Source organism: Ruegeria sp. HKCCA5426, from assembly GCF_013034585.1.
GTDB lineage: Bacteria > Pseudomonadota > Alphaproteobacteria > Rhodobacterales > Rhodobacteraceae > Ruegeria.
This window is the reverse complement of the sequence record NZ_WQGH01000005.1, coordinates 190,359-204,548: the sequence shown is the minus strand read 5'-3', so window position 1 is coordinate 204,548 and position 14,190 is coordinate 190,359. Positions and strand designations below refer to the sequence as shown.

Genomic DNA, 14,190 nt, shown 5'->3' with positions numbered 1-14,190 from the left:
GCGGGCATCTTGAAGACTGCAACCTCTGCTGTCCCGGAAAGCGCAGTTTCCCGAACATGGCCAGGACACCCATAGCAATCAGAAAAAGGGTTACGATCTTGATAATCACGTTACAAACCGAAACGCGCGTAGGCCGCGCGCTCCTCAAGGCCGGCAATCGCATCCTGGGCGAGTGACGCCCCGAACCGAGACCACAGCGGTTTGCGAAGGCCGTATCGACGGAACTTTACCTTGTCGCCGAAACGCTCCTGCATCTTTGGCTTAAGATGGGCGATACCGTCGATCAGCCCCAATTCCCGCGCGCGCCGGGCCAACCAGACCTCGCCGGTGAACAGGTCCTCGTTCTCATCCAACTTTTCGCCCCGGCGGTTTTTTACATGGGTGATGAAATTGTCGTGAATATCGGCCAGCAATCTTTCGAGCCGCGCGACATCTTCTTTCTTTTCCGGAGAGAACGGGTCCAGCATGGACTTTGACTGCCCGGCCGTGTGGACACGACGTTCAATTCCCTGACGTTTCAGCAACACATGCGCCCCGAACCCGGACGAGATCACCCCGATCGAGCCAAGAACCGAACTGTCGTCTGCATAGATTTCATCGGCTGCCGCTGCCAGCCAGTAACCACCCGAGGCTGCAACATCCTCGACAAACGCAATGACCGGCACATTCAGTTCGTCAGACAGCCGCCGTATGCGGGCGCCAATCAACGAGCTTTGAACCGGTGACCCTCCGGGCGAGTTAATTTCAAGCGCCACCGCAGAGGGTTTTCCCTTGCGAAAGGCTTTCTCAAGTACCGGGGCAAGCGAAGTATCAGACATCGACGCACGTCCGGCCATTCCGATGGCACCGGACAATCGCACGACAGCGACGCTGGGTTGTTTTTTGAGAAACGGCAGGCTGAGTTTCATGGATGCCGATGTAGAGTGCAGCCAACCGGTAAACAAGGGACCGCTGGGGCCTAAAACGCGACGTGAACCAGATTCACACACATGACGGGCAAAAATGCAACGCCACGGATCGCCTAGCTGCGAATGCGCCAGCCTGTTTTGAAAATCCACCCGATGATGCCCAGACAGATGCCGGTGAACACCAAAATTGCCAAAAGGCTGAACCCAATGGGAACATCGGCAAGCCCATAGAAGGACCAGCGGAACCCGGAAATCAGATAAACCACCGGGTTGAACAGGGTGATTGTCTGCCACACTGGAGGCAGCATCGAAATCGAATAGAACGTACCACCCAGAAAGATAAGAGGCGTCACCACCAATTGTGGGACCAGTGACATCTGTTCAAAATTGCTGGCCCAGATGCCTATTATGAACCCCAGCAGCGAAAAGCTGAGACAGGTCAGAACCAGAAACCACACCATCGCAAAAGGGTGTTCGATCCTTAGATCCACAAAGAACGTGGCGGTAATCAGGATCACCACCCCCACGAACAGTGCCTTTGTCGCGGCGGCTCCGACGTAGCCGATCACAATCTCGATAAAGTTCACGGGGGCGGATAGCAGTTCGTATATCGTGCCTAGAAACTTGGGAAAATAAATCCCAAAGGACGCGTTCGAGATCGACAGCATCACTACCGACAGCATGATAAGCCCCGGTACGATGAACGCACCATAAGATACGCCCTCGATCTCTTGGATACGGCTGCCGATTGCGGTGCCAAAAACCACGAAATACAACGAAGTCGACAGGACCGGAGACAGAAAGCTCTGCGCCAGTGTTCGAAAGAACCGGGCCATTTCGAACCGGTAGATGGCGGCGACGGCGGACCAGTTCATGCTGGGGCTCCGGACACTAGATTAACAAAAATTTCCTCAAGGCTCGACTGACGGGTCTGTACATCGCGCAACACCAACCCCGCCTGGGCCACGTCATTCAGCAAGGTGGTGATGCCTGTCCGGTCGGCGTGGATATCATAAGTATAGATCAGCACATCACCGTTTCCGTTCAAAGTCAGATTGTGCTCGGCCAGGGCTTTGGGAATGGATTGAATGGGTTCTGTCAGCATGACCTCGATCTGCTTCTTGCCCATCTGGGCCATAAGCGTGTTCTTGTCCTGAACCAGCAGCAATTCACCCTTGTCGATGACCCCCACGCGGTCAGCGATGGCCTCGGCTTCTTCAATGTAATGCGTGGTCAGAATGATGGTGACGCCTGCCTGTTTCAGCTCGGCCACGATCTCCCACATGTCTTTGCGCAGCTCAACATCAACACCGGCTGTGGGCTCGTCCAGAAACAACACCCGCGGTTCATGCGCCAGTGCCTTGGCGATCAGAACGCGGCGCTTCATGCCGCCTGACAATTCCTTGATCGCGTTCTTGCGCTTGTCCCACAAGGACAGCTTGCGCAGGATTTCCTCGATCCGAGAATTGTCAGCACCATACCCGAACAACCCGCGCGAAAACCGCACCGTATTCCAAACTTTCTCGAACGGCTCCAACGCAATCTCTTGCGGAACCAGCCCAATCATTCGACGGGCGGCCCGAAAATCGGTCTGGATATCATGCCCGCCTACCGTCACCGACCCGGAAGTCGGGGTCGTGATCCCGCAAACGGTTGAAATCAGGGTCGTCTTGCCCGCTCCGTTTGGCCCCAGCAGCGCAAGAATCTCACCTTCTTCAATATCCAATGAGACGCCCTTCAGCGCCTCGAAACCGTCGGCATAGGATTTGCGCAAGTCCCTGATGGACAGAATTGGTGTCATTCACTTTCCCCGTTCTGGCGGGGACATTACCCCGGCGAACCGACACAGAACAGGCCCATTTCGCACAGGGTCCTGCGCATTTTTGTACGCGCCAACAGCCTCAAGCGGGTCCGGCATTGCGCAATTCGGCTATTCGCTTCTGGATCAACTCAACGTGCAACCGAGCGTCGTATTGCCCCTGCCGATAAGCAGCCGGCAACCGCAGCGCAGCCAGACGCTCATCCAGTTCACTCAAATGCGCCTGCATCATGTCCAACTCGGCGTCGCTTGGGTCATTGGCCAATTCCAGCTCGATATCGCGGATTTCGGGGTAATGTTGCCAAACACGCCAGCGCATCGCATAAGCATAGGCGAAGGGCAGCAGCCGCATCAACGGAACCACGATAAAAAAGAACGGCAACAACAGCAGCAAAACCCGGTTGATCTGCGCGGCAATCCAATAAGGCAGCCAGTTATGCCAGGTGGACGGGCCATCAAGGATCAATTGGCGCGCGGTATTGCTGACATTCAGGCCGGTGCCGTCAATGTTCGGGAAAACGCCCGGGTCCGAGATAATGCCCCTTGCCTGGTGCAACTCGATCGCTGCCATCGTCAGACGGTTGACCAAAGCCGGATGCAGATCGGGTCGCACGACCAACCGTGCCTCGATCGCGACCAACTCAACAGCGCGTGGCGGCAGCACAGGGTCCAAAGACATTCCCCCGGCCGGCACCGATACCACCGTCGCATAGGTCAGGCGTCTGGAAATTGCCTGTACATGGGCCAGGTCCAACACCCGCAGCCCCGGAGATTCATAGGCCGCCTTGAGATAGGGCGCTTCTATCGGGGCCACATAGACTGCGATATCCAGTTCACCCGCAAGCAGGGCAGCCGCAGCTTCGGCATAAGGTATTGAGAAATGTTCGTTTGCGTCCTCGGCCAGCCCCACAGCCCGTTCAAGATCACGAAACGCCGCCGCCGTTCCTGACCCTGGTGCGCCACTGTTGATCCGCAAACCGGACCAAAGGGCAGGATTGCGCGGGATGGCCGCGTCTTTGTTCACCAGAAAAACAACAGGCTCAAAGAATACGGCACCGACAGCTTCGGCTCTGTTTGGGTCAACCTTGATTCCACCTTGCAGAAAAGCGGCATCCACCTCGCCATTATTCAGCAGATCAGCATTCTCTACCGATCCGGCCGTTTCGAGTATTTCAAGCCGGATGCCATCCCGCGCCAATATGTCTGCATAGTCCTGCGCTACGGTTTCATAGGCCCCACCCGCGGGACCCGCAGCCAATACGATGGTTCCAGGGGGATGCAGGCGCGACAGAACACCGGCGAGAACCGCCAGCGCAAGAACGCTCCCGAAAAGGATCCACAACCGCATCCGAGCCTCTCTCCAATCCCCGCTGGAAACGCTAGTGGTCACGTAACCATCTTGCAAGCCATCAGAATCCGGCCTTGCAATTCCCGCAAAGCCTCGAAACCCTGCCTGAAAAGGAGGGCCACAATGCTGAACGGAATCCGGATCATCGAAGTCGAGGGCTTGGGCCCCGGCCCGTTCGCGGCCATGATGCTGGCCGACCTGGGCGCAGATGTCATAACCATCCATCGCAAGGGCCAGCCCACCACCCCCGGAATGCCTGAGAGTTCCGTGCTGGATCGCGGCAAACGGTCCATAGACCTGAACCTCAAGGATGACGCCGATCTTGAGATCGCCAAGCGCCTGACCTCATCCGCCGACGCCCTGATCGAAGGCTTCCGCCCCGGCGTGATGGAAAAACTCGGCCTCGGACCCGAAACCTGCCACTCCCTCAACCCCAAACTGGTCTATGGCCGCATGACGGGCTGGGGGCAGGACAGCCCCCTTTCGGACAGGGCGGGCCACGACCTGAACTATATCGCGATGTCCGGCGCGCTCTGGTACGCCTCGGCAGCAGGGCAAGCCCCACAGACACCGGCAACATTGGTGGGCGATATCGGGGGCGGCGCGATGTACCTTGTCGCAGGCATAATGGCTGGCCTGATCAATGCACAGCGCACAGGTCAGGGTACCGTCGTCGATGCCGCCATCTATGACGGCTCGGCGCATATGATGAACCTGCTCATGAGCATGCGTCAAACCGGCAACCTGTCGGAAACGCGGGGCCAAAGCCTGCTGGACGGCCCTCATTGGAGCCGCACCTATACCTGCGCCGACGGCGGGTTCATCACCGTGCAATGCCTCGAGCCAAAATTCTACGCTGAGTTCCTCAATAAATTGGGCCTGTCACAGGATCCTGACTTCACTAAACAATACGACCCAAAACTGTGGCCACTGCTCACCGCGCGCCTATCCGAAATCTTCTCTCGACACCCCCGCGATCATTGGGCGATGCTTTTCCACGACACCGACGCCTGCGTCGCCCCCGCGCTTAGCCCCAAACAGGCACATTCCCATCCCATGAACAACGCGCGCCAGACATGGCAGAACATCGACGGAACCCTCCAGGCCGCCGCCGCGCCGCGCTTTTCAAACCACGCATGGCAACCAAAGCCCAGCCCATTGCGCGGCGAACACCGCTCGGAAATTCTGGACGAACTCAACCCAAAGCGCTGATCCGCCCCTTCACCTGGCTATGAATATCCCGGGGGATGAATTGGCCGCAGGCCAAGAAGGGGGCTGGCCCCCTTCAACCAGCTTACCGCGATCGCACAGTATCAATCATCAATTGCACGTTCTCGGGGTCGGCATCCGGCGTGATCCCATGCCCAAGGTTGAAAATATGCGGTCCCTTTGAAAACGCCTCAACGATCTTGCGCGTTTCATCCACCAAAGCCTGCCCACCCGTCACCATATGGGACGAGGCCAGATTGCCTTGAACACAGCCATCCACCTGCATGTGGGCCGCCGCCCAATCCGGCGCGACCGAGTTATCCAGCGCCACACAATCCACTCCGGTCGCCTTCGCAAACCCGACATAGCCTTCACCGGCCTCACGCGGGAAACCGATCACCGGAATGCCGGGATGGCGCGCCTTGATGGCCTGAGTGATGACCCGGCACGGCTCAACGGCGTATTTCTGGAACGCGTCCTCCTTCAACGACCCGGCCCAGCTGTCAAAGATCTTGACCACCTCGGCCCCTGCCTCGATCTGGGCCGAGAGGTATTCGATCGTCGCCAGCGTGATCCGCTCCAGCAACGCCTCGAACAATGCCACATTCCCTTCGCGCAGCGCATGGGCCGGGCCCTGATCCGGCGTGCCGCGCCCGGCGATCATATAGGTCGCCACCGTCCAGGGCGCGCCTGCAAACCCGATCAACGTTGTCTCGGACGGCAATTCCCGCGACAGGATACGCACGGTCTCATAGACTGGAGACAAAGTCTCGTGAATCGCATCCATGGGCTTCAAAGCGTCAAACTCGGCCTGCTGGGTGATGGTCGACAGGCGCGGTCCCTCGCCGGTCACGAACCACAAATCCGCGCCCAGCGCCTGCGGTACCAGCAGGATATCGGCAAACAAGATCGCCGCATCGAACCCATAGCGGCGAATTGGTTGCAACGTTACCTCGGCCGCCAGTTCGGGGTTATAACACAGCGACAGGAAATCCCCTGCCTGCGCCCGTGTCGCGCGATATTCGGGCAGATACCGCCCGGCCTGACGCATCATCCAGATCGGCGGCACATCCTGCACCTCACCCGCCAGCGCCCGCAGCAGTTTCTTTGTTTCGGCCATGTCTGCCCCCAATCATCAGGTTTGCGCCACGGGTCGGCCCTCAGTGGCAATTTGTCAAGCTCTGCCCCCATTGTCAGGGCAATGTGACGCGACTAAAGCTGTGCGCATGACACTGACCCTGCCCTCCCCCGACTCGCCGCTCAAGATCGGTACCCGAGGATCACCTCTGGCGCTGGCACAAGCCTATGAGACACGGCAGCGACTGGGCGCGGCTTTCGACTTGCCGGATGAAGCGTTCGAGATCGTGGTGATCAAAACCACCGGCGACAACCGCGCCATGATCGACGCGGACCGCCCGTTGAAAGAGATCGGCAACAAGGGCCTGTTCACCAAAGAGATCGAGGAGGCGATGCTGCGCGGCGATATCGACATCGCGGTGCATTCCACCAAGGATATGCCAGTGGAACAGCCCGCAGGGCTGGTGCTGGACACCTTCCTGCCGCGTGAAGATGTGCGCGACGCGTTCATCTCGCCCAGCCTGACAACCATTCACGACCTGCCGCAGGGTGCCACCGTCGGCACCTCATCCCTGCGCCGACGGGCGCAGTTGCTGAACCGCCGCCCCGACCTGAACGTGGTTGAATTTCGCGGCAATGTGCAAACGCGGCTGAAGAAACTGGCCGATGGCGTGGCGGATTGCACCTTTCTGGCCATGGCCGGTATCCGCCGCCTGAAAATGGACGACGTCCCTGCCACCGCCATTGCGCCCGAGGACATGCTGCCTGCCATTGCGCAGGGCACTATCGGTATCGAACGCCGCAGCGACGATTCCCGCGCAGCTTGTATGCTCGAAGCCATCCACCACGCCGAAACCGGCCAGCGCCTGATCGCAGAGCGCACGCTACTGGCTGCGCTGGACGGTTCGTGCGAGACGCCGATCGCTGGCCTTGCCGAAATACAGGACGGCCACCTGCGCCTGCGAGGTGAGGTTCTGCGCCCGGACGGGTCCGAGGCCATCTCGGAAGACATCACCGGTGCGGTTGCCGATGGGCCCGAGATGGGCCACGCCATGGCGGAAACGCTGCTGCAGAAGGCGGGTTCAGGCTTCTTCGACTGGAGAAGTTGAGAAAAAGTTGCGCAATGTGAACTACTTCACTGCTCGCATTTCCAAACGCTGACAACATACAGATACACCGATTGAGACGTCGGGCTGCTCTCGAAAAAGTCGAAAGTTTGCAAGTCTGTCCGTATTTTTAAGTGGTATTCGAGGGGGCGAGGTGCAGCCCCGGACATCCAATCAGTCAGGGCCGCTGTCATGAACTGGCAGCGGCCTGTTTCTTTGCCCAAACTAAATCCGTTCAAGCATTGGCAATCATCTGGACCGCTTTTTCAACCGCGTGCTTGGTCTGTTGCAGGTCCGCTTCCGTCACAGCCAAGGAAGGATAAAGCTTGCCCGGCGGCTTGAAGATCCCACTCGTCCTTAAGCTGTTGTTGTACATCACGTTACGATGCGGATCATCATGCTTGGCGCTGCGGTAATCGCGGCAATCGTTTTCCGTGAAAAAGATATCGAACAACGTCTCGTCGCCGCAAATCCGAAACGGAATCCCGGCTTTGACCAAGGCAGTACCCTGCATCTGTTGCAACACTGCACCCGTTGCGCGCAGTTGGTCATAGACGCCGTCGCGCCGAAGAACCTCCATCGTTTTCAGGCCCGCGACCGAGGCCACCGGGTTTCCCGACAAGGTCCCAAGCTGCATCAGCCACCCGTCCTCGCCAACCTGATCCTTGTCGAAATGTTTCATGATCTCGGCGCTTGCACCCAGCGCAGCCAAAGGGAACCCTCCGCCGATGATCTTGCCCAGCGTGCAGATATCGGGGGTTACGCCGTATTTCTCCTGCGCGCCGCCATAGGCCAGACGGAACCCTGTGACGATCTCGTCAAAGATCAGCAGGACGTTGTGCTTGTCACACAAGTCGCGCAGCCCTTGCAGGTATCCGGGCAAGGGCGGGATGATCCGCTGCAAGGGTTCGACCATGATCGCAGCGATATCGTCATGCTCATTCAGCAGGGCCGCGACGGCCTCAAGGTCGTTGAACGGCGCAATCAGCATCTGCTCGGCCACCCCCGCAGGTATCCCGGCGCTGTCAGGCACCGCTTGCGGAAAGTTGACCCGACGGCTGGGGGCAAGGCTCATCTGCGCCTCGGCGCTCATGCCATGATAGCCCCCTTCAAATTTCAGAATCTTGTCACGCCCGGTATAGGCGCGGGCCAGACGGATGGCGTACATGTCGGCCTCGCCACCCGAGGCCACAAAACGCACCTGTTCGCAGCACGGCACCGCATCGACAATAGCCTCAGCCAGTTCGATACCCTTGGCGTTATTGGCAAAGAAGGTCATGCCCTTGGGCAGTTGTTCCAGTACCGCTTCCATCACTTCGGGGTGGCCGTGGCCCAGCAGCATCGGGCCGGACCCGATCAGATAGTCGATGTATTCATTGCCGTCCTCATCCCAGACGTGGCTGCCCTCGCCACGTGCGATAATGATGCCGGGGTCGAAATTGCCAAAACCCCCAGCGGGCAAGACCTCATTCGCACGGGCGATCCATTCGGATTGGGTGTTGATCTTGAGCATCTCAGGCAATCTCCAATATCGGGGCGCCAAGGATATCCGGGTCGGGCGTCACGCCCAAACCGTGTCCTTCAGGCGGAGCAATGCGGCCGTCTTTGCGGCTGGGCGCATCGGGGCAAAGGCGTGGCGCCACGTAAGAGGACAGATCACAGGTGTTCATCAGCGATCCCTGCGGGGTCGAGGCCGCGAAATGCAGCGCGGCCGCGGTGACGATATCGGACCCCCATGTGCACTCGGCGCAGATTTCGGCCCCCAGATATACGGTCAGGTCCCGTGCTCGGCGCATGGCCGACAGACCGCCGAACTTAGATAGTTTTAACGCCACCGCATCCATGCAGCCAAGTTCATGCGCCCGCAGCAGCGAGGCCAGATCATGTGCGTTCTCGTCGATCTTCATCGGCAGGCCAGTGGCTTGCCGGACGGCAGCACAATCTTCCAGCGTTTTGCAGGGCTGTTCCAGCATCACATCCAGATGCGCCACCGCGCGGCCCGTGCGTGTGGCCTGAAGACGCGATGCGCCGCAGTTCCAGTCGCCATAGACGATAGGGCCCTGCCCCACGGCCTCGCGCACTTTGATCAGGCGTTCAGCGTCGGCCTGCCAATCGGCTTCGACCCCAAGTTTGACCTGAAACTGGCGAATGCCTGTCTGATAGGCGACTTGCGCGATGCGGGCCATCTCATCCGGAGCAACGCAGGTGATCGAGTGATAAAGCGGCATGTCCTTGCGCGTGCGCCCGCCCAACAGCGCATAGACCGGTTGGCCCGTGGCTTGGCCGAACAAATCCCACAGCGCCAGATCGACGGCGGACTTGGCGTAGCGATGACCTGGCAAAAACCCATCAAGCTTGCGCATGGGCGCGTCCGCCCCGAAAGGTGACATCCCGAGGATTTCCGGGGCCATTTCAGTAATCGCGGCGGGAACACCATCGGCATAGGCCGGAAGGTAGTGGGGGATCGGGCAAACCTCACCCCACCCTTGCAGGCCAGTATCTGTGATTAGGCACAGGACATGGGTTTTGACCGTGGCGCAGGTTTTGCCTTCGGCCATGCGGTACGTTTCATGGCTGCTGAGGTCGACGGACCAGAGGATGAGTTTGGTAATCTTCATGCGGCGTCCATCTGGGGCAGATCGTCCAAGCCTTCGCCGCGCCACAACACATAGGTCAGGATCGGGCTGTCGGTGGTGATCATGGCATGGCTCTGCCAACTGGCATGCAAGCGGGTTTGATTGGGGGTTAGGTCGGCCTCATTTCCTTGAACGCGAAACCGCGCGCGGCCAGCGGCGATCAGGTACAGTTCTTCGGCCTTGTGGCTGTGCCAATCATAGTTCAGCCCGTCACCCCAATAGGCCACATAGCCGCGCAGTTGCGCCGAGTAGAAATGGCCGGTTGGACCGAACAGCTCGTAATATCCATAGCGATTCAGAAAATCGGCTCCGACTTCGTCTTCAGTATAGGTCTGTTTCCAGTTGGCCAGATGTGCGGTTGCGCGAATTGCCTCAGTCAGGGCTAGGGTCGGCCCGGCGTCGGGCCGGATTGCCTGCACCAGGGGAACCGCCGGAATTGCGTTTGGCGGCACATCAGCGGCAAACAGGTCGTCGGGCCAATCTCCGAACGCAGCCAGATCGGGATGCGTGTAATGCAACCGCCACGCGGCTTCGAGGACATCATCCATGGTCATGGGATCACCACAATGTTTCCAGTGTGTTGTTTCGCGATGAACGCGGCCTGCGCCTCGCGCAGTTCTTCCAGCGGATAGGTCGCGGCAAGGGCCGGTTTGATCTGACCTGCCTCGATATATTTGACGAGGTTCTGCATCACCTGCGGGTCGATGACGGTCGAGCCGGTGAAGGTCAGGTCGCGCAAATAGAAGGTGCGCAGGTCAAAATCCACCATTGGCCCTGCGATGGCACCGGAACAGGTATAGCGCCCGCCACGTTCAAGGATGTCGATCAGGTTGGACCAATAGGGGCCACCGACCACATCGGCGACCACAGTGATTTTTTCGTCCCCCAGCGCCGCACGCAAGTTATCGGGCGCGCGCGGCAGGATTTTGTCCGGGCCAAGTGCGGCGACGTCGGCGTGTTTCGCCTCGGATGCCAGTGCAATCACCCGTGCGCCGCGCCGTTTGGCCAGTTGCACCAATGCGCCTCCGACACCGCCCGAGGCTCCGGGCACCAGAACGGTGTCATTGTCGGTGACATTGGCGCGGGTCAGCATCCCCTCGGCGGTCGAGTAGGAGCAGGAAAACGTTGCCAGTTCTGCATCCGACAGATCGGACGTGATCGGCACGGCATTCACCGCCAGAGTGGTGGCGTATTCCGCAAACCCTCCGTCCCGTTCCGAGCCGTAGTAGCCGGTTTTGTCCTTGTTTCCGGGATCATCCGGGTCGCGCAACCAGCCATCTGTGATTACACGCTGACCGATGCGGGCCGGGTCGACGCCTTCGCCTACGGCGACGATATGGCCACAGATATCAGCTCCTTGGATGCGTGGGAAGGTGATCGGGTTGCCTCCCCAGGTGGGGTCTTCTTCGCCTACCTCTTCAAACGCGCCTCCGGTGGTCGCGTCAGTGACGGTCTTGGAATACCAGCCCGACCGCGTATTGACGTCCGTGTTGTTCAGACCGCAGGCGGCGACCTTGATCAGCACTTCATTGGCGGCCGGTTCGGGGCGGGGCCAGTTGGGGTGCAACACCATTTGTTCTAATCCGCCATGACCCATCGTGACCATGGCTTTCATTGTATCGGGCAGGGTCATTGCGCGGCCTCCAGTACGGTGTCAGTGCGTGGCAAAAAGCTTTGGGGATCGTAAGCCGGTTCATCCAGCACGCAGGCCACGCGGGGTCGGCCGTGGATCACGACCTGCAAGGCTGTGCCGGGTGTGGCGGCCTCGGGTTTGACGTAAGCGAAGGCGAGGATCTTGCCGACGGTATGCCCATAGGCCACCGATGCGATCGAGCCGACGACGCGGCCATCCAGCATCACCGCCTCGCCGCCATGGCCGTCGATCTCACCATCCGGTTCAATCTCCAGATAAGCGCAAACCCACGGCAGGTCGCTGTTCAGGGTCTTGTCTTTGCCCAGATACTCCTTGTCGGTGCGCGCAAAGCGCAGCACATCGGCCTCGGCCAGAGTGACCTCATTGGTCAGCTCGCCTGCGCCTTTGAAGCCCTTCTCCATCCGCATCACATTCATGGCAAAGCTACCATAGTCGGCGATGCCGTGCGGTTCTCCGGCGGCCCAAAGCGCCGAGTAAACGTCCAAACAGGCGGCGTTTGGCATGTGCAACTCCCAGCCCAGTTCCCCGGCATAGGACATGCGGAAAGCCCAGACCTTGTGACCCGCGATGTCGATTTCCTGCGCCGAGAGCCAACGGAACCCGGCATTGGTCAGATCGGCATCGGTGCACCGCGCCAGCACATCCCGCGATCGGGGGCCGTTCAGTGACAAGGCAGACCAGTCAGCGGACAAAGCGTTGATCTGCACATCCTCATCCACACGCTGTTGCGTCATATGGTCCAGCAGGCGTTGTTCGAAGAAGGCCGCGCAGACCAGATAAAAGCGATCCTCGGCCATTCGGACGATGGTTGTCTCCAACTCGATCCGGCCACGGCGGTTCAGCATATGGGTCAGCGTGATCGAGCCGACCTTTTGCGGCATCCGGTTGGCGGTCAGCCGATCCAGCAACGCATAGGCGTCCGGTCCTGAAACCTCGATCTTGGTAAAGGCGGTCACATCCATGATGCCGACGCGTTCGCGCACCGCTTTGACCTCGGCTGCGACCATGTCATCGGCGGGGGTTCGGCGGAAGGAATAGTGGTCACGCTGTTCCACCCCATCACGCGCGAACCAGCGGGGGCGTTCAAACCCATAGACCTCCTCATGGACCGCGCCCTTGGAGTTCAGCAGATCATACAAAGGCGACGGTTTGATCGGGCGCCCCTGGAGCCGGTTGAAATGCGGAAAAGGGATTTCGTGGCGCAGGCAGTAATCTTCCTCGGCCTTGATCACCTGCCAGTCCTTCGTGGCATAGCTGCCGAACCGGCGCGGATCGAACTCGCGCATAGAGATATCGGCGGCCCCATGCACCATCCAGCGCGCCAACTCACGCGTCAGGCCCGGCCCCCAGCCAATGCCGATCTGGGTGCCGCAGCAGCACCAGTAATTCCGCACGCCCGGTGCAGGCCCGATCAAAGGATTACCATCGGGTGGGTGCGAAATCGCCCCATGCACATCGCGCTGAATGCCCAACTCGGCAAAGATCGGCATCCTGTTCAGGCTTTCCTCAAGCCACGGCATCACCCGGTCGTAATCCGCGTCGAACAGCCAGTTTTCATATTCCCATGGGCAATGATCGTGCCAAACCGAGTTCGGGTTTTCTTTTTCATAAATCCCGATCAAGCCCCGGTTTTGCTCCATGCGGATATAGCCCGAGACTTTGCGGTCATCGCGGATAACCGGCAATTCCTTGTCCAGATTCTGGAACTCGGGCACCGGCTCGGTCACGAAGTAATGGTGTGTCATCGAGGTCATCGGCAGTTGCAGCCCGGACCATTCGCCCATCTGACGCGCATAGGTGCCGCCCGCGTTCACCACATGCTCGCAGGTGATGGTGCCCATTTCGGTTTCAACCACCCATTCGCCATTCTCGGCCTGCGTGATGTTGGTGGCGCGACAGTTGCGGAAGATGCGGACGCTCTTTTGGCGCGCGCCCGTGGCCATCGCCATGGTCACATTGGTTGGGTCCACATGGCCGTCATCGGGCGTGTGCAGCGCGCCCAGAACACCGTCCAAGTTATAAAACGGGTGCAGCTCGGCCACCTTCTCTGGGCCAACCAGTTCAATATTGAACCCCAGCGAGCGACCCACCGACAGCGTGTGGCGCAGCCAGTCCATCTCATCCTCGGTATAGGCCAGACGGAACGAGCCGCAGCCATGCCATGTCACCGGCTGGCCGGTCTCGGCTTCCAAAGCACCGGAGTACAAACCGATATTGTAATCCACGCATTTGCCCAGCCCAAAGCTTGAGGTCGAATGCGTGATCTGACCCGCCGCGTGCCATGTGCTGCCGCTGGTCAGTTCGGCCTTTTCCAGCAGGACGGTATCCTCGCCCCAGCCTTCATGCGCCAGATGATAGGCTAGACCGACCCCCATGACGCCGCCTCCAACGATGACCACGCGGGCGTGGGTGGGCAATTTCTTCTCGGACATG

The 14,190-nt window shown here is 59.5% G+C and carries 12 protein-coding genes; 2 read left to right on the top strand and 10 right to left on the bottom strand.

The features are described 5' to 3' along the window. Window positions 1–110: 110 nt before the first annotated feature. The 4 genes from GOV87_RS10420 to GOV87_RS10405 form a co-directional block, all read right to left on the bottom strand. Complete coding sequence (locus GOV87_RS10420) at window positions 111–908, bottom strand: S49 family peptidase (RefSeq protein ID WP_171211709.1); 798 nt, start codon at window positions 906–908, stop codon at window positions 111–113. A gap of 113 nt (window positions 909–1,021) precedes the next feature. After that, window positions 1,022–1,783 carry an ABC transporter permease gene (locus tag GOV87_RS10415; RefSeq protein ID WP_171124289.1) on the bottom strand — a complete coding sequence of 254 codons (762 nt, stop codon included), beginning with the start codon at window positions 1,781–1,783 and terminating at the stop codon, window positions 1,022–1,024. Then, window positions 1,780–2,709 carry an ABC transporter ATP-binding protein gene (locus tag GOV87_RS10410; protein WP_171211708.1) on the bottom strand — a complete coding sequence of 310 codons (930 nt, stop codon included), beginning with the start codon at window positions 2,707–2,709 and terminating at the stop codon, window positions 1,780–1,782. Before GOV87_RS10410 ends, GOV87_RS10415 begins: the two co-directional genes overlap by 4 nt. A gap of 100 nt (window positions 2,710–2,809) precedes the next feature. Next, on the bottom strand, window positions 2,810–4,075 hold the full coding sequence (locus GOV87_RS10405; RefSeq protein WP_171124285.1) for a TAXI family TRAP transporter solute-binding subunit: 1,266 nt from the start codon (window positions 4,073–4,075) through the stop codon (window positions 2,810–2,812). A 123-nt stretch (window positions 4,076–4,198) separates the two neighbouring features. Here GOV87_RS10405 and GOV87_RS10400 point away from each other — a divergent pair, with 123 nt between their 5' ends. Then, window positions 4,199–5,287 carry a CaiB/BaiF CoA-transferase family protein gene (locus tag GOV87_RS10400; protein ID WP_171211707.1) on the top strand — a complete coding sequence of 363 codons (1,089 nt, stop codon included), beginning with the start codon at window positions 4,199–4,201 and terminating at the stop codon, window positions 5,285–5,287. Between the two features lie 82 nt (window positions 5,288–5,369). Here the strand turns inward: GOV87_RS10400 and hemE are convergent, their stop codons facing one another. Beyond that, a complete protein-coding gene (hemE, locus tag GOV87_RS10395; protein WP_171211706.1) occupies window positions 5,370–6,404 on the bottom strand; it encodes a uroporphyrinogen decarboxylase in 1,035 nt (344 codons plus the stop codon). 106 nt (window positions 6,405–6,510) lie between these two features. On the opposite strand from hemE, the gene hemC reads away from it, so the two are divergent. Next, window positions 6,511–7,470 carry a hydroxymethylbilane synthase gene (hemC, locus tag GOV87_RS10390; RefSeq protein ID WP_171124278.1) on the top strand — a complete coding sequence of 320 codons (960 nt, stop codon included), beginning with the start codon at window positions 6,511–6,513 and terminating at the stop codon, window positions 7,468–7,470. A 232-nt stretch (window positions 7,471–7,702) separates the two neighbouring features. On the opposite strand, the gene GOV87_RS10385 is transcribed toward hemC, so the two are convergent. From GOV87_RS10385 to GOV87_RS10365, 5 genes are read right to left on the bottom strand one after another with little or no spacing between them, the layout of a single operon-like run. Continuing rightward, the gene (locus GOV87_RS10385) at window positions 7,703–8,980 is read right to left on the bottom strand and encodes an aspartate aminotransferase family protein (protein WP_171211705.1); all 1,278 of its coding nucleotides are present in this window, start codon (window positions 8,978–8,980) and stop codon (window positions 7,703–7,705) included. A gap of 1 nt (window position 8,981) precedes the next feature. Continuing rightward, the gene (locus GOV87_RS10380; RefSeq protein ID WP_171211704.1) at window positions 8,982–10,085 is read right to left on the bottom strand and encodes a mandelate racemase/muconate lactonizing enzyme family protein; all 1,104 of its coding nucleotides are present in this window, start codon (window positions 10,083–10,085) and stop codon (window positions 8,982–8,984) included. Then, window positions 10,082–10,657 (bottom strand): dimethylsulfonioproprionate lyase family protein, encoded by a 576-nt coding sequence (locus GOV87_RS10375; RefSeq protein ID WP_171122780.1) that lies wholly within the window; start codon window positions 10,655–10,657, stop codon window positions 10,082–10,084. The genes GOV87_RS10380 and GOV87_RS10375 overlap by 4 nt, the downstream gene beginning before the upstream one ends. Beyond that, window positions 10,654–11,736: an alcohol dehydrogenase family protein gene (locus GOV87_RS10370; RefSeq protein ID WP_254447351.1), complete on the bottom strand. Its 1,083-nt coding sequence runs from the start codon at window positions 11,734–11,736 to the stop codon at window positions 10,654–10,656. The genes GOV87_RS10375 and GOV87_RS10370 overlap by 4 nt, the downstream gene beginning before the upstream one ends. Further along, a complete protein-coding gene (locus tag GOV87_RS10365) occupies window positions 11,733–14,189 on the bottom strand; it encodes an FAD-dependent oxidoreductase (RefSeq protein WP_171211703.1) in 2,457 nt (818 codons plus the stop codon). Before GOV87_RS10365 ends, GOV87_RS10370 begins: the two co-directional genes overlap by 4 nt. Window position 14,190: the final 1 nt, after the last annotated feature.